Here is a 17,751-nt window from a genome sequence, read left to right on the forward strand (position 1 = left end):
TTTTATTTGTAAAATAGGACTTAAAAAGGCAGTATATTTCGAATATTGGTGCTATCATGAGGACTATAGATAAGTTACGTAAAACACAAGTTGTGGAGGCGGATATTATAGTACTTAACAATCTTTCAACTTTTAATTTTTCAGAAGCCGCTGCGATGTTGGAAAAGAACTCTCCTACATGGATGACCGATATAATGCCCATTCAAATGGAAAGGAGAGAATCAATGAATACTGGTTTACGCCTCAAATACCATAGGCTGAAAAAAAGAATCAGCCTAGAAGAAACCGCTTCAGGGATTCTCTCATCGAGAGAATTGAAAAAAATAGAATCGGGCCTTAAAGAACCGTCTTTGCGCGATTTAGAAGCGTTGTGCAAAAAGCTTGGAATTTCTTTGGCTCCAAAAGAAAATCCGATTGGCCATGTTTTGGTCAAGAACTTTAAAACTTCATTGCTCCATCCACAAAACAAAGGAAAGATCATGGAACAGTACGCCGATATCCACGATCATCCTTTGTTGTTTGTAAATGAGGATATCGAGCTGGAATACAACATCCAGCAAATCCGCTATTTCATAATTACAGGAGATTTGGACAGCGCGGAAGAAAAGTTGAAGGAAATGGATCGCTTTAAGGAATTTATGAACCAGGAGCAGTTTTATCTGTTTCATAAGTATAAAGGGAATTATCATTACATCTTAAATGATTTTGAAACAGCACTTAAAACATATCAAATGGCCGAAAAAATAGCTCCTAATGGTTCTAGTTCTTCAGAAAAAGGAGACCTATTCTACTCTATCGGAATAACAGCCACACAATGTTGGGAAACAGAACTAGCTTTTCAATATACAGAAATGGCTCTGAAAATTTATCAACAAGAATTCATCCCTAAAAGAATCGTTGAATGCCATATCAATATGGGAATTACTCATAATAGATTAGGCAATTATAAGATATCTATAGAGCACTACCAAAATGCTTCGACAATTGGAAGAAAACTTGAGGTTGAGATTTTAAAGTTTACTACGGAATATAACCTTGGCTATAACTATTTCCTTAATCAGCAATATGAATTAGCAAAAGAACATATGGAAACTGCTTTAACTTTCATTCCTCCTGAATATATCGCTGATAGTCTGTTAAGCTATTGCTTAATTATTATGTCAGATTTAGAACTAGATAACTTGGAGTCAGCAAAAAAATGTGGAGAAAAAGGGCTTACACTCATTAAATCTAAAAATTTAAGTTTAGATTCTCCCACTAACCAGGCTTTTAAAGAATCTTATATACAGTTTATGTGTTTAATTCACTTAATAAATAATAACTTTAAAGAGTTTAAACACTTAACACTGAATTATTTAATCCCAAGTTTGGAGAATCACAAAAATTTTTATGAACTGGGATATTTTTATAGTCAGCTGGGTAATGTATACTACAAACAAGCCCTTTATGAAAAATCTGCAGAATATTACAGAAACTCTCAAAGAGCTTACAAAAATTTAATTAGAAAAAGCTGAGGAGTGAAGGTAGATGAAAAAGAGTGCTGGTTTGCTTTTTACCGCGATAATTGCTTTAACTAGTCTTTCTTTAGGTAATGCGATTACTGAAAATGAAGATGTAGCAAATGGATTCCGAGTCCCTGAACCTTGGTCAGTTGGTACCGAAGTTGCCAACTGGCGCGTCCCTGAACCTTGGTCCGTCGGAACTGAAGTTGCCAACTGGCGCGTCCCTGAACCTTGGTCCGTCGGAACTGAAGTTGCCAACTGGCGCGTCCCTGAACCTTGGTCCGTCGGAACTGAAGTTGCCAACTGGCGCGTCCCTGAACCTTGGTCCGTTGGAACTGAAGTTGCCAACTGGCGCGTCCCTGAACCTTGGTCCGTTGGAACTGAAGTTGCCAACTGGCGCGTCCCTGAACCTTGGTCCGTAAAAGAGAACTTTAAAGCTTAACTCAAAAAAACAGCAGCTGCTCCTCGGAGCGGCTGCTGTTTTTTAGTTATTTTTTGTTTTCATAGCCGGGCTTTCCAAGCAATTCAAACATATTTTGTTTGTACAATTCCACTCCGGGCTGATCAAACGGATTCACTCCGGATAAGTAAGCGCTCATTGCACAAGCCTTCATGAAGAAATAGAGCAAATAGCCCGTATGGAAAGCATCCATCCGTTCTACTTCGAGCGTAAGGACTGGAACTCCTCCTTCAACATGCGCTAATGCAGTAGCGTTCATCGCTTGTTGATTGACTTCATGCATTGTTTTGTCAGCCAAGTAATTTAAGCCGTCTCCATCTTCTTCATCAAATGGAATTTTGCTTTCGTGTTCGTCTGCTGTAAAACTAATCATTGTTTCAAATAATGTCCGGCGCCCATTTTGAAGATATTGCCCCAGGCTATGCAAATCCGTCGAGTAAATAACAGATGCTGGGAAAATGCCTTTCCCTTGTTTCCCTTCACTCTCACCGAATAATTGTTTCCACCATTCATTTAAACCTGCCATTGCGGGTTCAAAGCTGGCCATCACTTCGATGGAATGACCTCTTGCATTTAGAATTTGGCGGTAAGCCGCATAAAGATAAGCATCGTTTTCGAAAACATTCGGAACTGCCAATTCCTTTTCCGCGTGGGCTGCCCCTTCAACCAATTTTCGGATATCTACTCCTGCTACGGCCAAAGGCAATAAGCCGACAGCTGTCAGAACCGAATAACGGCCACCGATATCAGAAGGAATCTCGAACGAGGTATAGCCGCTCTTTTCCGCCGATTTGCGAAGTGCGCCTTCCGTTTTATCTGTAGTCGCAATAATACGGTCAGCCGCTTCTTCCCCGTATTTTTCCTGCATCCAGGCACGCAGCACACGGAATGCGATTGCCGGTTCGGTAGTGGTACCCGATTTCGAAATGACATTCAACGCTACTTCTTTTCCTTCAATATAAGCCAAAAGTTCCTGCAGATAACGGCCGCTTAAGTTTTGGCCTGCATAAATAACATCCATTTCATTCAAACCGAAAGACGGTTGAAGAAGATCCTGCACCGCTTTTGCACCCAAATAAGAGCCGCCAATGCCAATAACGATCAATACATCAGATTTCGTCCGAAGCTTTTGTGCAGTTTCCTCTATTCGCGCCATTTCATTTTGATCAAAATTTGATGCCCATTCGAGCCAGCCCAGATATTCAGCTCCGGCTCCAGTTTTTCCGTGAATCTTTTGATGCGTCGCTGCGATAAAATCCTGTACTGCTGCAACTTCGTCTTGTTCAATGAACTGTGCAGCATACTTATTATTTAAAGACACTGTTCCGATGAAAACCACCACCCTTTTTTTGATATCTTCAGTTTATCATGATTTAGGTTTAGCAATAATAGATATGTAAAAAGTCTTACGTTTTTACAACAAATAAAATCCAATTCCCATAATTAGATAAGCAGCCAATAGAGTTAATCCTTCAAACCAGTTGGATTCTCCATCATTCATTACATTAATGGCTAAAAATACCGCAGTAATCATCGCCACAAGCTCCGATATGGTAAAGACCAGAGGCATCTGAGTGGGCATGAACAGGGAAATCAATACAAGAACAGGGGCGACAAACATGGCAATTTGCAAAGTGGAGCCAATTGCAATTTCCACTGCTACATCCATTTTGTTTTTCATTGCCATAATCAACGCTGAAGCATGCTCTGCCGCATTCCCTACAATGGCAACAATGATGACCCCGATAAACAATTCAGACCATCCAAACTGCTGGCCAACTTCTTCAAATGTATGAACTAAATTTTCTGAGACATAAGCTACAACCAAAGTAGCAGCAAACAAAACTATTATAGCTTTGCGCTTTGACCATTCCGGCTCTTCATGTTCAGAGCCTGTTTCGGGATCAGCATGGGCATAGACCCCGCGGTGAGTAACCAATTTAAAAAACAACCCGGCTAAATAAAGCAAAATCATGATAATGGAAATGCCCACGCTTAATTGGATCGTTTCCGCTTCGTTCATGGTTGCCGAAAAAATTTCTGGAATAACAAAAGCGACCACTACCGCAAAAATCAATAATCCGGAGTTGTGAGAAGCGTCATGGATACTGAATTTTTGTCTTTTGAACTTGATGCCGCCCAAGAAAAATGAAAGGCCACCGACCAGCAGCAAATTTCCCAGTACAGATCCGGTAAGAGAAGCAAGCACCACACCTATCAGACCCGCTTTCAGTGCAAAAATGGAGATAATGAGTTCTACTGCGTTTCCGAAAGTAGCGTTGAGAAGGCCACCGATGCGCGGACCGCTGACAATAGCCAAACTTTCCGTAGCCCGTCCCATAAAGCTTGATAAGGCGACCACGCTGACTGAACAAATGATAAACATAGCTACGCTAGGCCAATGCAGGAACGAACCGATGATGGTTAGCGGCACACCAATCACTACAATGATGCCAAATATACGATTCATACAAACCTCTCCTAAATTCGTTTTATGCTTTCATACCCTTCTTTTTAAAAAATTAACGCGTTTCCGGAGGTAAAGCAAAACAAATTAGCTCATGTTTTATTTTTGTAAAAAGACAGAAAAAAACACCTCAAAGAGGTGCTTTTACATTTACTGATTTTGGCCTTTGTCTTTTGCACATTCTTTGACAAAACGGTCAAATAATTTCTTTGAAGCTTCGTCGCCTTGAACGGCAAATTCTTCCGGATGCCATTGAATTCCCATGACAAACTGATGTTTGTCACTTTCAAGCGCTTCAACCAAGCCATCTGCCGCGCGGGCAGCTACTCGCAATTCACTTGAAACATCTTTAACTCCTTGATGGTGGAAAGAATTGACGTGGAAATTCTTTTCCTCCATAATCCCAAGCAATTGGCTGTCCTCTTCAAGTTCTACTGAATGCGTGCGGTGAGTCCGCATTGCTAATTGCTTGTGCTGGTATAATGAACCCTCAAATTGGGCTTCAAGGTCCTGGTAATTTGTACCTCCTAATGCAATATTCAGCATTTGAAAGCCTCGGCACATTCCGATAAACGGTTTATCCAGTTTTAGAAAATTCAAGATCAATTCTTTCTCATACTGGTCTCCCCCAGGATAAACTGCACCTAAACGGACATGCGGCTCTTCACCGTAAAGGGTTGGATTGATATCGCCGCCGCCTGTAACAATAAGCCCATCTAAACGTTCGCAAAGGGCTGGAATGTCTTCTTCATCAACAATTGGAACAATCAGCGGCAATCCGCCTGACTGCAAGATAGCTTTTCCATAGACCGGGTCAAGTGTGTACGTTTGATCTTTCTCAACACGTGCTGTTATTCCAATGACTGGTTTAAGTGCATTCTTCATAAATTTAAATTCCTCTTTTCGTTTTAAAAAACATACCATTTTTATATACCCCAAGCATATAGAAAGTAAACGCTACAAAAACATAAAAGAGGATACTGGCTTAAACGCAACAATGCATAACGGCTTTCAAGATACTTTCTTCCGAAAGAAACTACCTTGAAAGCCGTCGGCCAATTCTTCAACTGAAATAAAGGGATGATGAAAAGCATTTTATGGAGTTTCGGACGGATTGAATTGATACCGTTTCAAATCAATTTTCCCCCGCTTATCCACTTCTACTCCTTCTCCTTCAAGAAATGCTTGCTGTGCATAGCGGGCTTCTTCATCCCGAATAACAATTTGCCCTTGTGAATTGACGATACGGTGCCAGGGCAGCTGGTGTTTGCCGCTCATACTGTGCAGCAGCCTTGCAACTTGCCTTGCTCCCCTCGGACTGCCGGAACAGGCAGCGATTTGCCCATATGTCATCACTTTTCCACTCGGAATGCTTTTAATTGTTTGAAGTGCCTTTTCCGTAAACGCCTGCATTGCTAATCCACCTGACTGACTCACTCATTATTTATTCGGTAATTTTTCTGTGCGCCTTAGCTTCAGCCAACAAATCCCCTTGGCGATAACGTTCTACAACCCCTCGGCTAAATTCGTACAGCGGAAGTTTTGCAGCTTCAAGTGCCAAGCCCTTACTATTGTAATGAAGCGCTTTGTAATAATCAACCATATGGTCAACCAGCTCTTCTAAACCACTAAGTGACTTCTCGTTTTCATGAAGGAAAGATTGGTTTAAATGAATCGACTTTGCGTCTTCTGCATAAACTTCTTCTAATTTATCTACTTCTTTTACAGTTTGATCAAACAGTAATTGCTTTCTTTCATAGCGGTAGTGGTGTCTCCAGTACACAAACAATTCTTTGGCAACTCCTAGTTTTTTTGCACCTTGAGATGCACTTAACCCTTGTTCCACACACAATTCATACATAATTTTTTTCAACGACTTCTTATATTCGCGTTCAATAACTCCTTTATACTGTAAATATCTCATAGCGATTCCTCCTCCTGAAGCGGCTGTTGCATCACCGCCGTGCTTAGTCACTGTTAAACGTTTCGATATCTTTTGATGACATCAATTTCTTCTACAGAGATTAACTTCTTATAAGTTGAGGTATTATGAATTTTTTCACATATATAAAAGATGGAAGGCTCTTGATTCGCTACGCTTTTTTTCAGTTGCGAAATTTTTCTTTCTTCCCCTTTGTAATCTGCTCCAAGATGGAAGAGAGTATAGCCATTGTCACGCCCCCACTGTGCCACTTTTAATAATAATGCTTTCATAACATCAGAATCTTCCGCTTCTGCCAAGCATCCATCCAAATGGTGATAAATTGTATCTCCCTTTGTCAGTACATAACACGCTGAAACCAATTTGTTGCCACTATACGCGCCAAAGAGATGCAGATTCGGCCCAAGTGAACTGATAAGCGATTCAAAATAATCATTCGTAAAAAAATAATAACTATCCGCTTCTTCTCTTCTCCGCACTGCCGAATAGTACAAAACAAGAAATTCAAACATGTGGCGGACCGTACCCAATTTTTTAATGATGATTCCGTCTTTCTCGAAATCCACCAGCTCTTCTTTTCCGCCGCCGGGTTGCTCTAGTTGAATCGTGTACGTTTCATATAAAGGCAGCAGCTTTAAATGATTCTCAAAAAAATGTGCATTATTTATAAGAGGGTGAAAACGGATAAATTCAGCAATTATTTTTTCTTTTTCACAAAAGGCAGCGAATTCCATGATGAAATTAGCGGCAAGTTTTGCTGCATTATTCTTAGCTTTAAGCAAAGGTCCGCCATAGCCAAATGGCGTGGTAAGGTCAAAATATCCCGGATTACCATTTTCTATCTTTCGCTTGATGAAAGGATAGACTACTTCTCCCTCGTCGTCGGTATAATAAAACATTAAAGATTCACCGGGGTCTAATTTCATAGCGCTTAGAAAGTATTGGCTCGTGTAATAAATGTCTGTGACTTGAAAAAAGTCGAGAATTTTTTGCCAGCGCATATGATTTTGTATGGCAATAACCTCATACATGTACTTCACCCCTGTTTCTTCAGTTCAAGATTATTTAAAAACCGTTTGCAGCTTAGTCGCCGTATCTTTACTTTCCCGACGTCCAGATTTAAAGAGTGTATCCATCATTTCCATTATGAAAGCAATTAAAGTTCCAATTATGAAGCCAAATGCTCCAGCCATTCCTAAACTGAAAACAATACTGTTTTCAAAAGGTGAAGCATTCGCTTGATCGGTTATGGACGGTATAACCGATACGTTTTTTGTTTGCATTATGTTGGGACTTTCTTCTTTGAACGTTAAAGCAACCGTATTGGCAATCTGGGCTGCCTCTTCTTTATCGTAGCTTGTAACCGTAATATTCAATACTTGAGAATCAATAGCTTCAGAAACAGTGATTTTCTCATGTAACTCATTAATGTTCATGTCAAGCTCTAATTTTTTTATCACTTTTCCTAAAACTTCTGGGCTTCTTAAAGCAATGCTATACATATCTGCTACTTGAGGGTCTTGCTCTGTCAAAGGCATATCTGCCGGCAGAGAAATACTTGTTAATTTTTCAACTAAAATTTGGCTGGTTGCTTTGTACTCTGGAGTTAATATAAATTGCATTAAAAACCATACCACTCCTACTGAAAGAAATGTGATGCCTAAAATTAGCTTCAGTCGTTTCCTCAAGTTTTGCATAATAGTGAAAATCAATATTTTTTGGCCCACAGAATATCCCTCCTTTTAAGCATATTGCATCAGCAAATATTAGGTTTCTTAAAATTCAGATAATTGTAGTTCATTTATATCATACTTTCTTAGTCCTATCTACACTTTTTTATAAAAAAAAAATAAAAAAATTATTAATACTAAGTAATTAGACTCTTAAATATAGAACTCTTTCTTGATTTAGGTATATTGTAGTATAAATTACCTTTACTATATTATTGAATACACAAAAAAACACCACTTCATTTAGAAGTGATGCTTTCCGCTAATCCATCCATAAGCCAATGATTCCATTTCTTCGGTAGATAATTTGGTGGCTTTCTAAGTTTTTCAATACACGCGATAAATTTTGATGCGGTATATTCATTTCTATTGTGATTTCTTTTATTGTTTTAAAAAGGACGCCTTCAGGAGTGGAATTCCTTAAAAAATATTTGATGAATCTTTCACCCGTTTCCGCTATTCGATCTGGCTCGTTCATAAAACATATACGACTTTCTTTTATCAATTCGTGATCCATAAAGGGCTGCATTTCAGAAATCTTAAGCCTCGTCGACACCATATCGTCGCCTCCTATATCTTTACTTTTTATTTTTCTTATTTACATATATACCCTCAATTTTACTGATTATTCACTTAATATGTAAATTTTTCGTAAAAAGTTCACTTTTTTGTTTTAGAAATATCAAAAACCCATCCACTAATATGATGGGTTTTGACTTTCACTCTTATTCCTTCATCGCTTTTTCAATAAAGTCTTTCAATACGTGCACACCGGTCACACAATCATTTAGTGAGGACCATTCTTTTGGATTGTGGCTAATGCCTTCCTTGCTTCTGACAAATAGCATGGCCACTGGTATATGGCGTCCAAGAACCATGGCATCATGCCCTGCACCGCTTGGAATATAGGTCGGGGCAATCCCAAACTTCGTTAAGGAATCTGCTAGCTCGCCCTTGAGGTTTTCAGATATGGGAATGGGCTGGATTTTTGTATTTTCATGAAGATTCACTTTTATACCTCTGCTTTCCGCTATCCTCTTAGCTTCACTTGCGATCATGTCCACCAAGCGGTCACGCGTCTGCTCCTGGATGTCCCGTATATCCACATTCAGTTCCACACGCTCCGGAATCACATTAGCGCCGTTAGGATACACTTCCATTTTTCCAACAGTTGCCACTGCCGTTTCACTGACTTGTTCCGGAAATCCGGAAACCTTCTGAATGAATTCAGCCGCCGCTACGAGCGGATCGCGTCTGCCGGCCATCGGCGTATTGCCGGCATGCCCCGCTTCTCCAATAAATTCCGCCTTTAACCAGGCAAGCCCGGCAATGCCGCTGACAATGCCAACAGGCTGATTGTCCCGTTCCAACTTTTTCCCTTGTTCAATGTGCACTTCCACAAAAAGTTCCAGTTCCGTGACATCCCGTTTCGCTTCTTTAAAAGCCTCAAGCGAGCTGCCATAATCCTGCAGCACTTGTTCCAGATCCGCTCCATTAAAATCGCGAAGCTGCAACATTTCTTCCTCACCTATTTCTCCTGCCATAGCCCGGCTTCCGCTTAAACCGCTATTAAAACGGGACCCTTCCTCATCTGTAAAAACAATCACTTCATACGGTTTTTCAGGAGCATATCCTGTGTCTTTCCATGATTCAACTACTTCGAGAGCCGATAAGACGCCTAAAGGGCCGTCAAAATTCCCCCCATTCGGAACACTGTCGACATGGGACCCTGAAGCAATCGCTTTTGCTTCGCTATTGTTCCCATGTAAACGCCCTCTAACATTTCCAGCTCCATCTTCCGTGACTTCCAGCCCCGCTTCATACATCCATTTTTTCACGAGTGCTTTCGCCGTTTTTTCTTCCTTTGAAAAACCGGGGCGCTTTACGCCTCCAACTTGTGTAAATCCAATTTGCGACAACTCATACAGCCTGCGGGCGAGCCGCTCTCCATTGACTCCGGAATGGGAAAACGTGCTGTCATAGTCTTTCATCAAATCTTCAAACACCGGATTATGTACTGCCATTGTCAAAGCCCTCCAATCGGTTAAATTCAATATGGCGAAGTCCATTGCTGGACGCCGCCATAATGTTTTTGAATATAAAAAACTTGTTGAAAAATTAGCTTGAACTTTATTTATTCAAATATGCCCAAGCGTATTGGGCGTACAGCTCGGCGCCGGTGGCCATTGCTTCTTCGTCCACATTGAATTTTCCGTGGTGATGAGCCCATTGCGTGTCTTTTTCAGCGTTGCCGCTGCCCACGAGTGCAAAGCTGCCAGGGACTTCATCCAAATAGAAGGAAAAATCTTCTCCGCCCATTGTCGGTTTTTCATCGTAAACCACATTTTCGCCAAATGCTTCAGCCGCCACTTGCCGCACCAGTTCTGAACTTTCATCACCATTAATAACCGCTTGCGTCCCTCGGATATATTCAACCGTTGCTGTCCCGCCATAAATTGCCGCTGTATTGTCTGCATAAATTTTCAGCTGCTCTTCGATATGGTCACGAGTTTCAGCGTCAAAGCAGCGGACAGTGCCTTCAATCTCAGCATTTTCGGCAATAATATTAAAACGTGTGCCTACGACCATTTTGCCAACTGTAACAACCGCCGGCTGCTGCGGGTCGATTGTCCGGGACACCACAGACTGAACGTTCATGACAAAAGATGACGCAATGATCGCGGCATCAATTGAATTTTGCGGAATTGCGCCATGTCCGCCTTGCCCTTTAAAATGCACTTTAAAAATATCAGCCGATGCAAACGAAGGACCTGGGTTGCACGCCACACTATGCGACGGAATTTGAGACCAGATATGGATGCCGAACACATCATCGACACCTTCTACAGCCCCTTGTTCCACCATCGCTTTGGCTCCAGTGGCCACTTCTTCTGCCGGCTGAAAGATAAAACGGACCGAACCGGGCAGTTGTTCTTTAACGCCAACTAAAGCTTTAGCGGCAGCCAGCAGCATCGATGTATGGGCATCATGGCCGCAAGCATGCATTTTGCCCGATGTAACCGACTTATATGGCAAATCGACGTTCAGCTCTTCTACCGACAAAGCATCCATATCAGCCCGGAGCGCGACGGTTTTTCCTTCTTTACCGCCTTTCAGCGTGCCAATTACACCGGTTGGTTCCGTTTTTCGGCATTCAATTCCAAGCTCTGTCATGTAGTTAAATACAAATTGCGATGTTTCATACTCTTCCCAGGATAATTCCGGCTCACTGTGCAGTTTGCGCCGGATGGCAATCATTTCTTCACTGTTTTCCTGGATGGCTTTCTTGATGGTTTCGTTAATCATGTACTTGATCCTCCTAATGTAAATCTGCTTGGCTATCAGCTATTCTTACAGGAACCCAACGAAAATTCCCGCTAAAATGACGGAAACGATGGTTACGGTGATAAAGCCCGCTACAAGCATCGGCGGCAGCATGTGGCTCGTCAAGACATCCCGCTCTTTTTCGTCTTTCGTCAATGAATTGATCACTTCAACGGTGATGATGTAATCCGCAGGGAATCCGTAAAGCGCAGTCAGTGAAACGGCAAACGCCATTTCTTTGCTGACTTTCAGCAGCTTGCCGACGATGAAAGAGAAAATGTACATTCCGGCAACTCCAAGCGCAATACAAGCGACTAACGGATAAATGATTTCGAGCATCATGCTTGGCGTCGCATTTTTCAATCCATCAAACACAAACAGCAATAAGCCCAAGATGGCAAAACCAAAACCGTTTGCTTTTTGCAGCGGATGGCGTTCCAGGAAGCCGATGCTTCGTGCCACTACACCAAAGAACAAACATAAGACATACGGACTGATTTCCACAAAAGGAGCCGTCACATCCGATACAAGGTAAGCCAAGTACCCGACCAGCGCCAGGCGGAAAAACTTAAAGAAATCTGTATTGTACTTATCCGGCATCTTCGCGAACATTTTCGGTTCTTTCACTTCTTGTGTCGGTGTGCCTTTTTGTTCTGTTACCAATACCCGTTCTGTCAACTCGTTGTTCCGGTATTTCTGCAGAAGCGAACGGCCTTCACGCTTCAGCATAATTGAAGTCAATGGGTAGCCTGCAAAGCCTTGCATCACGTAGATTACGATGGCAAAAACGGCCAGCGTCGGAAGCCCTGCAGCTTGGGCGCCTTCAGACATGATCAAGGCGGAAACCACTCCACCGACTAATGGCGGAATCGCTACAATCACCGTTTGAAAATCAAATAACAGCATGCCGATACTGAAAAGCGCAGCAGTGATTCCTAAAATCCCCGCTAAAGCAATTAAAATCGTCTTCCACTGCGCTTTTAGTTCCTGAAGGGACAACAACGTTCCCATGTTCGTAATCAATAGGAAAATCAGCATCGTTACGACAGCTGGCGGCACTCCGGCAATCGCCACAATGTCCGGCGGAAAGAATGTCCAATATCCGAGCAAGAATAATACCCCACTTATAAAAATCGAAGGAATCCAAGCTTTTGTGCGAATCGATACAACTTCGCCGATAAATAAAATAAATACCAAAATCGTCAATGCCAACATCTGTGCCATCCTACATCCTCCTTTTCCTTTAACTAATTCCTTCAACTCTCACCATGCTTCTATAAGTTAAAGTGTTGTTGCAATATTAGCATAAAATAACGGCTTATTAAATAGAATTTAACGACTATTTTGAAATTATAATAAAATCAGCGGATCTGGACCTTTTCCATTCAGTTATGTCTTCTTTTTCGTTGCATTTTGCATCAAAATATTAATTTTAGTGAAATAACTTATTCTTTCAATTTTTGCTGCTATGTACTTTTGCAGGTTTATTGTTGAGGGGATAGAGGTAACAGGTTAGGATAAGGATAAAAAATTTGAGGAGGAACGATAAATGGAAGGCAAAAACTATATAAACGGTGAATGGTCAACAGCAGGGGATGGCGTCATTGATGTCATGAATCCAGCAACAGGCGAGAAATTCGGTACGGTTCCAAATGGCGGTGAAGCTGAAGCCACTGCAGCTGTTGATGCTGCTGCAGAAGCTTTCAAATCCTGGTCAAAAACCACTGTCTATGAACGCGCTTCGCTATTAATGAAATGGCACGACCTATTGTTGGAAAACAAACAGGAAGTAGCAGAAATCATGACCAAGGAAATGGGCAAACCTTTAGCGGAAGCCGTCGGTGAAATCGAATATTCCGCTTCCTTTATTTCCTGGTTCGCCGAAGAAGCGAAACGCTCCAATGGCCGCCTCATTCCGGCATCCAAAGAAGGCAAACGCATCCAAGTCCTTAAACAGCCGGTCGGAGTGGTCGTATCCATTACGCCATGGAATTTCCCGGCAGCCATGATGGCGAGAAAAATGGCGCCTGCACTTGCAGCCGGCTGTACGTTTGTTGCAAAACCGGCCAAGTTGACGCCGCTCACCGCTGTGCGCATGTACGAATTGGCAGAAGAAGCCGGCTTCCCGAAAGGCGTCATCAACCTTGTGACAGGCAGCGCCAGCAAAATCGGCCGCGTCTTTACGAGCCATCCAGCTGTCCGAAAACTGACTTTTACCGGCTCAACCGAAATTGGCAAAGAGTTGATGAAGCAAAGCGCGGATTCCATGCTCAATTTATCGCTTGAACTTGGCGGCCACGCTCCGATCATCGTCTGCGAAGATGCCAATATGGACTTGGCGGTCGAAGGCGTCATGGCTTCGAAATTTCGCAATGCAGGACAAACTTGTGTATGCGGCAACCGAATTTACGTCCAGCGCTCCATTGTAGAAGAATTTTCGCAGCGACTGCAGGAAGCTACAGCGAAGCTGAAGGTCGGCAACGGCATGGATGAAGGCGTCCAGATCGGCCCGCTCGTCGACCAGGACGGCTATGAAAAATCAGCGCGCCATGTACAGGATGCAGTGGAAAAAGGGGCAAAAGTTTTGGTCGGAGGCGACGGAAGGGCTGAAAATGGTGCCTTCTTCTACAACCCGACAGTCTTGATCAACGCCACTCAGGACATGCTGGTCATGAACGAAGAAACATTCGGTCCGGTTGCGCCGATCATGGCATTCGATACTGATGAAGAAGCGGTGCGCCTGGCGAATGATACCCGTTTCGGATTGGCTGCCTACTTCTTTACCGACAGCCTGACCCGCGGAACTTATATCGCGGAAAATCTGGAATACGGCATTGTCGGCTGGAACGACGGCGCTCCTTCCAGTGCCCAGGCTCCATTCGGCGGCATGAAAGAAAGCGGCATCGGACGCGAAGGCGGACAAGAAGGACTCGATGCTTTCCTCGAAACGAAATACATTTCCATCAAATTATAATCAACACAAAAGCGGTCCGAGTTTCTCGGACCGCTTTTTTATGGATTATTGGACGGTTTGGACGGATTTTATTCCTGCCGCTGATGGTTTGGTTAGTAGGCAGTCATAATGAGGAAAGCGCTCGCTCAACATCTGGCGGATTTCCTCTTCTTTGCCTTTTTCTGCCGCAATGAACAGAGAAGGTCCGGCACCGCTTATGGCAGAACCATAGGCACCGTTGTCCCGGCAAGCTTGGCGGATGATTTCAAAGTCCGGGAATCTACTTTTTCGGAACGGCTCATGGAATTCGTCCTTCTCCATCATGCAGCCCGCTGTTTGCCAGTCGCCTGTTGCCAGCGCAGCGGACAGGACATTCGCTGCCATGCTGCCGCGTACAGCCGTTTTATGCAGTACTTCTTCCGGAAGCAGCCCTCGGGATTCCGTCGTCAAAAATTCTGTCGGGGGAACCAAGATCAAGACACCGATTTCCACTTCCGGTACATGGACGATGGCCAACTCTTCCCCGTCTGCATAGGAAATCGTCAAGCCGCCTAAAAACGAAGCCGAAACATTATCCGGATGCCCTTCCATCTCCGTGCCGATTTCCACTTTTTCTTTCATTGGCATGTTCAAATCGAGTAGACGGTCTGCAATTTCAATGCCCCCTGCAATTGCAGATGCACTGCTTCCCAACCCGCGGCTAAGCGGGATATCGGTATCGATTTCAAGTCTTGCCGGCGGCATCTCGCGCCCGTATGCCGCTGCCGTTTTCTTTGCCGCTGCGATGATTAAATTATCCGAAGATCCGGACAGGTGCTGATAACTTTCATCTCTGTAGCGGACTGACCATTCGGAAGCCTGCGAAACATGGATGGACAAGTGCAGGTCCAGTGCCAGTCCGATCGAATCAAATCCGGGGCCTAAGTTGGCTGTCGACGCCGGCACGGTTACCGTAAAGTCTTTCCATTTCATGCCTTGACTCCTTTCTTCAAATCCTCCCAGAAGCGTTCCATATCTTCCGGCACCAATTGTGCTTTATGTTCGTTTACTGAAATTGCGGTTTCCGGATCTTTCAACCCATTGCCCGTCAATACGGCTACGACTGTCGATCCTTTTGGAAGGCTGCCGCTCTCCACTTGCTTTTTGATGCCGGCAATAGAAGCGCACGATGCGGGTTCTGCGAATACCCCTTCAGTCGACGCCAACAATTGATAGGCTTCGAGAATTTCTTCGTCTGTCGCTGCCAGGATGGTGCCGTTTGATTCAGCCAAGGCATTCAACGCTAAGTCCCAGCTTGCCGGATTGCCGATGCGGATGGCAGTTGCCACCGTTTCCGGATTTTCGACGACTTGGTTGTTGACGATCGGCGCTGCACCAGCTGCCTGGACACCCAGAAGTTCAGGGCGTTTCGCGCCGGTTTTATTGGCATATTCGCTAAAGCCTTTCCATGAAGCAGAAATATTCCCGGCATTGCCAACCGGCAATGCAAAGATATCCGGCACACGGTCAAGCTGATCGATCACTTCAAACGCAATGGTTTTCTGCCCTTCCAGACGATACGGGTTTACCGAGTTGACAAGGGCAATGCCTGCTTCCTGTCCGACTTCGCGGACCATGCGGAGCGCTTCGTCAAAATTGCCTTTGATCTCCAGGATTTCTGCGCCGTACATTTTGGCTTGGGCCAATTTCCCGAGAGCGATGCGGCCTTCCGGAATGACGACGATGGTGCGCATTCCCGCTCTTGCACCGTAAGCAGCAGCGGATGCAGATGTGTTGCCGGTTGAGGCACAAACCAATACGCTTTTCCCTTCTTCTTTCGCTTTGGCAACCGCCATGACCATGCCGCGGTCTTTAAAAGAGCCGGTCGGGTTTGCCCCTTCCAGTTTTACGTAGAGTTCAATCCCCCATTGCTCGGATAATTTCTCCAAATGGACAAGCGGTGTGTTGCCTTCTTGAAGAGTGAGTGCTGGTGTAGCTTCAGTTACTGGCAACCACTCTTTATACTGTTCGATCAATCCTGGCCATCTCATGCTGTTTCCTCCCCTTCGATGCGGTAATGGCTGATGACGCTAGCCGTTCCTGCTAAATCGTTTAATACGTTCAAATGCTGCTGGCGTGAAATTTGATGAGTCAAAAACACCAGTTCCGCCTGTCCGTCCTGTTCAGCCGGATGCTGCATGACTGACTGGAGGCTGGCACCGTGTTTGCTGTAGATCGCCGTCAATTTCGACAGGACACCCACTTCGTCTTTAACCAGCAAACGGTGGAAATATTTCGCAAAACGGCTGCTTTCCGGCTTGATCACCCGTTCGTGCTGCGCTGAATGGACCCGCTTGCCGTTCACTTCAAGCAGCAAGTTCCGGCATGCCGCAATAATATCCGAGACGACTGAAGTTGCAGTCGGAAGCGAACCGGCTCCCGGGCCGTACAGCATTGTTTCCCCTACTGCATCACCGTATATGTATACTGCATTGAATTCATTATTGACCGAAGCCAGCGGATGCGAATTCGCAAGGAAAATCGGTTCTACTGCGACTTCGATGCCGTCTTCGTCTTTCTTGGAAGAACCGACCATTTTCATTGTGTAGCCGAAATTATTCGCCATTTCCAAATCGCCGTCTTGGATTTCGCTCATTCCCCGAACAAGCACATCGTCGATATGGACTTCTGTTGAAAATGCCAGCGATGACAAAATGACCATTTTACGGGCTGCATCCAGGCCATCCACGTCCGCTGACGGGTCAGCTTCTGCATAGCCGAGTCTTGTCGCTTCTGCAAGAGCTGTTTCATAGCTCATGTTTTCTTTTTTCATTTTTGTCAAGATGAAGTTGGTCGTACCGTTGACGATCCCCATCAAACTGGAAATGCGGTCGGATGCTAAGCCGTCTTCCAATGTACGGATAATTGGGATGCCTCCCGCTACGCTCGCTTCATAGAACAAGTCGCATTTTTGTTCATCTGCCAACTTCAACAAGTCATGCCCATATTCAGCCATGACGTCTTTGTTGGCAGTCACGACTTGCTTGCCGGCTTTCAGCGCTTCTTCAATCGCACGCTTCGCTTCATCAATGCCGCCCATCACTTCTACAATGATATCGAGAGAAGAATCGTTCAATATTTCATCTATATCGGTTGTGAAAACGTTTGGATCCAGAATCGACAAACGTTCTTTATTATTGTTGCGGACTAAAACTTTTTTGATGGACACTTGAACGCCCAGCTTATGGTGCAGGTCTTGTTGATGCTGCTGCAAAATTTTAGCGACCCCGCTGCCAACAGTTCCGAGGCCTAATAATCCGATTGAAATTTCATTTTTCATTGACGATTCCTCCTACGCTGTGTACACTGTAAAAATACAGTTGTTTTTACCATA

The 17,751-nt window shown here is 44.0% G+C and carries 16 protein-coding genes and 1 pseudogene; 3 read left to right on the forward strand and 14 right to left on the reverse strand.

Annotated features, from left to right (window positions below; all coding sequences use genetic code 11):
- Window positions 1–56: 56 nt before the first annotated feature.
- Together QWY22_RS14025 and QWY22_RS14030 are read left to right on the forward strand one after the other, a co-directional pair.
- Window positions 57–1,514 (forward strand): helix-turn-helix transcriptional regulator, encoded by a 1,458-nt coding sequence (locus QWY22_RS14025; protein ID WP_300981443.1) that lies wholly within the window; start codon window positions 57–59, stop codon window positions 1,512–1,514.
- Between the two features lie 13 nt (window positions 1,515–1,527).
- Window positions 1,528–1,944, forward strand: a complete 417-nt coding sequence (locus QWY22_RS14030; RefSeq protein ID WP_300981444.1) for a hypothetical protein — start codon at window positions 1,528–1,530, stop codon at window positions 1,942–1,944.
- 46 nt (window positions 1,945–1,990) lie between these two features.
- On the opposite strand, the gene QWY22_RS14035 is transcribed toward QWY22_RS14030, so the two are convergent.
- The 11 genes and pseudogenes from QWY22_RS14035 to QWY22_RS14085 all read right to left on the reverse strand — a co-directional run bounded on the left by QWY22_RS14035 (window position 1,991) and on the right by QWY22_RS14085 (window position 12,649).
- Window positions 1,991–3,292: a glucose-6-phosphate isomerase gene (locus QWY22_RS14035; protein ID WP_300984400.1), complete on the reverse strand. Its 1,302-nt coding sequence runs from the start codon at window positions 3,290–3,292 to the stop codon at window positions 1,991–1,993.
- Between the two features lie 84 nt (window positions 3,293–3,376).
- A pseudogene (gene cax, locus QWY22_RS14040) lies at window positions 3,377–4,441 on the reverse strand (calcium/proton exchanger); the annotation flags it as partial.
- A 138-nt stretch (window positions 4,442–4,579) separates the two neighbouring features.
- The gene (locus QWY22_RS14045) at window positions 4,580–5,314 is read right to left on the reverse strand and encodes a gamma-glutamyl-gamma-aminobutyrate hydrolase family protein (protein ID WP_300981445.1); all 735 of its coding nucleotides are present in this window, start codon (window positions 5,312–5,314) and stop codon (window positions 4,580–4,582) included.
- A 210-nt stretch (window positions 5,315–5,524) separates the two neighbouring features.
- Window positions 5,525–5,842, reverse strand: coding sequence for an MGMT family protein (locus QWY22_RS14050; protein WP_300981446.1), 318 nt, complete (start codon window positions 5,840–5,842; stop codon window positions 5,525–5,527).
- 31 nt (window positions 5,843–5,873) lie between these two features.
- Window positions 5,874–6,353, reverse strand: a complete 480-nt coding sequence (locus QWY22_RS14055) for a hypothetical protein (protein WP_300981447.1) — start codon at window positions 6,351–6,353, stop codon at window positions 5,874–5,876.
- Window positions 6,354–6,406: 53 nt separating this feature from the next.
- Window positions 6,407–7,402, reverse strand: a complete 996-nt coding sequence (locus QWY22_RS14060; RefSeq protein ID WP_300981448.1) for a GNAT family N-acetyltransferase — start codon at window positions 7,400–7,402, stop codon at window positions 6,407–6,409.
- 30 nt (window positions 7,403–7,432) lie between these two features.
- Window positions 7,433–8,098, reverse strand: coding sequence for a YveK family protein (locus QWY22_RS14065; protein ID WP_300981449.1), 666 nt, complete (start codon window positions 8,096–8,098; stop codon window positions 7,433–7,435).
- A gap of 265 nt (window positions 8,099–8,363) precedes the next feature.
- Window positions 8,364–8,660 carry an RPC34 RNA polymerase subunit family protein gene (locus tag QWY22_RS14070; protein ID WP_300981450.1) on the reverse strand — a complete coding sequence of 99 codons (297 nt, stop codon included), beginning with the start codon at window positions 8,658–8,660 and terminating at the stop codon, window positions 8,364–8,366.
- Between the two features lie 166 nt (window positions 8,661–8,826).
- Window positions 8,827–10,125, reverse strand: coding sequence for a M20 family metallo-hydrolase (locus QWY22_RS14075; protein WP_300981451.1), 1,299 nt, complete (start codon window positions 10,123–10,125; stop codon window positions 8,827–8,829).
- 106 nt (window positions 10,126–10,231) lie between these two features.
- Window positions 10,232–11,407, reverse strand: a complete 1,176-nt coding sequence (locus QWY22_RS14080; RefSeq protein ID WP_300981452.1) for an amidohydrolase — start codon at window positions 11,405–11,407, stop codon at window positions 10,232–10,234.
- Window positions 11,408–11,452: 45 nt separating this feature from the next.
- Window positions 11,453–12,649, reverse strand: a complete 1,197-nt coding sequence (locus tag QWY22_RS14085) for a hypothetical protein (RefSeq protein WP_300981453.1) — start codon at window positions 12,647–12,649, stop codon at window positions 11,453–11,455.
- 325 nt (window positions 12,650–12,974) lie between these two features.
- Here QWY22_RS14085 and QWY22_RS14090 point away from each other — a divergent pair, with 325 nt between their 5' ends.
- Window positions 12,975–14,399 carry an NAD-dependent succinate-semialdehyde dehydrogenase gene (locus QWY22_RS14090; protein WP_300981454.1) on the forward strand — a complete coding sequence of 475 codons (1,425 nt, stop codon included), beginning with the start codon at window positions 12,975–12,977 and terminating at the stop codon, window positions 14,397–14,399.
- Between the two features lie 45 nt (window positions 14,400–14,444).
- Here the strand turns inward: QWY22_RS14090 and thrB are convergent, their stop codons facing one another.
- The 3 genes from thrB to QWY22_RS14105 are packed head-to-tail and all read right to left on the reverse strand — an operon-like array spanning window position 14,445 to window position 17,697.
- Window positions 14,445–15,350 carry a homoserine kinase gene (gene thrB / locus QWY22_RS14095; RefSeq protein ID WP_300981455.1) on the reverse strand — a complete coding sequence of 302 codons (906 nt, stop codon included), beginning with the start codon at window positions 15,348–15,350 and terminating at the stop codon, window positions 14,445–14,447.
- Window positions 15,347–16,408 (reverse strand): threonine synthase, encoded by a 1,062-nt coding sequence (gene thrC / locus QWY22_RS14100; RefSeq protein ID WP_300981456.1) that lies wholly within the window; start codon window positions 16,406–16,408, stop codon window positions 15,347–15,349. Before thrC ends, thrB begins: the two co-directional genes overlap by 4 nt.
- Window positions 16,405–17,697 (reverse strand): homoserine dehydrogenase, encoded by a 1,293-nt coding sequence (locus tag QWY22_RS14105; protein ID WP_300981457.1) that lies wholly within the window; start codon window positions 17,695–17,697, stop codon window positions 16,405–16,407. The genes thrC and QWY22_RS14105 overlap by 4 nt, the downstream gene beginning before the upstream one ends.
- Window positions 17,698–17,751: the final 54 nt, after the last annotated feature.

The sequence above is a fragment of the Planococcus liqunii genome (assembly GCF_030413595.1).
In the GTDB taxonomy this organism is placed as follows: Bacteria; Bacillota; Bacilli; order Bacillales_A; family Planococcaceae; genus Planococcus; species Planococcus liqunii.

Excerpts from the sequence above, each read along its gene's own strand:
- QWY22_RS14025 (WP_300981443.1), top strand. The coding sequence starts at position 57 with ATGAGGACTATAGATAAGTTACGTAAAACACAAGTTGTGGAGGCGGAT.
- QWY22_RS14030 (WP_300981444.1), top strand. The coding sequence starts at position 1,528 with ATGAAAAAGAGTGCTGGTTTGCTTTTTACCGCGATAATTGCTTTAACT.
- QWY22_RS14045 (WP_300981445.1), bottom strand. The coding sequence starts at position 5,314 with ATGAAGAATGCACTTAAACCAGTCATTGGAATAACAGCACGTGTTGAG.
- QWY22_RS14050 (WP_300981446.1), bottom strand. The coding sequence starts at position 5,842 with ATGCAGGCGTTTACGGAAAAGGCACTTCAAACAATTAAAAGCATTCCG.
- QWY22_RS14055 (WP_300981447.1), bottom strand. The coding sequence starts at position 6,353 with ATGAGATATTTACAGTATAAAGGAGTTATTGAACGCGAATATAAGAAG.
- QWY22_RS14060 (WP_300981448.1), bottom strand. The coding sequence starts at position 7,402 with ATGTATGAGGTTATTGCCATACAAAATCATATGCGCTGGCAAAAAATT.
- QWY22_RS14070 (WP_300981450.1), bottom strand. The coding sequence starts at position 8,660 with ATGGTGTCGACGAGGCTTAAGATTTCTGAAATGCAGCCCTTTATGGAT.
- QWY22_RS14075 (WP_300981451.1), bottom strand. The coding sequence starts at position 10,125 with ATGGCAGTACATAATCCGGTGTTTGAAGATTTGATGAAAGACTATGAC.
- QWY22_RS14080 (WP_300981452.1), bottom strand. The coding sequence starts at position 11,407 with ATGATTAACGAAACCATCAAGAAAGCCATCCAGGAAAACAGTGAAGAA.
- QWY22_RS14085 (WP_300981453.1), bottom strand. The coding sequence starts at position 12,649 with ATGGCACAGATGTTGGCATTGACGATTTTGGTATTTATTTTATTTATC.
- QWY22_RS14090 (WP_300981454.1), top strand. The coding sequence starts at position 12,975 with ATGGAAGGCAAAAACTATATAAACGGTGAATGGTCAACAGCAGGGGAT.
- thrB (WP_300981455.1), bottom strand. The coding sequence starts at position 15,350 with ATGAAATGGAAAGACTTTACGGTAACCGTGCCGGCGTCGACAGCCAAC.
- thrC (WP_300981456.1), bottom strand. The coding sequence starts at position 16,408 with ATGAGATGGCCAGGATTGATCGAACAGTATAAAGAGTGGTTGCCAGTA.
- QWY22_RS14105 (WP_300981457.1), bottom strand. The coding sequence starts at position 17,697 with ATGAAAAATGAAATTTCAATCGGATTATTAGGCCTCGGAACTGTTGGC.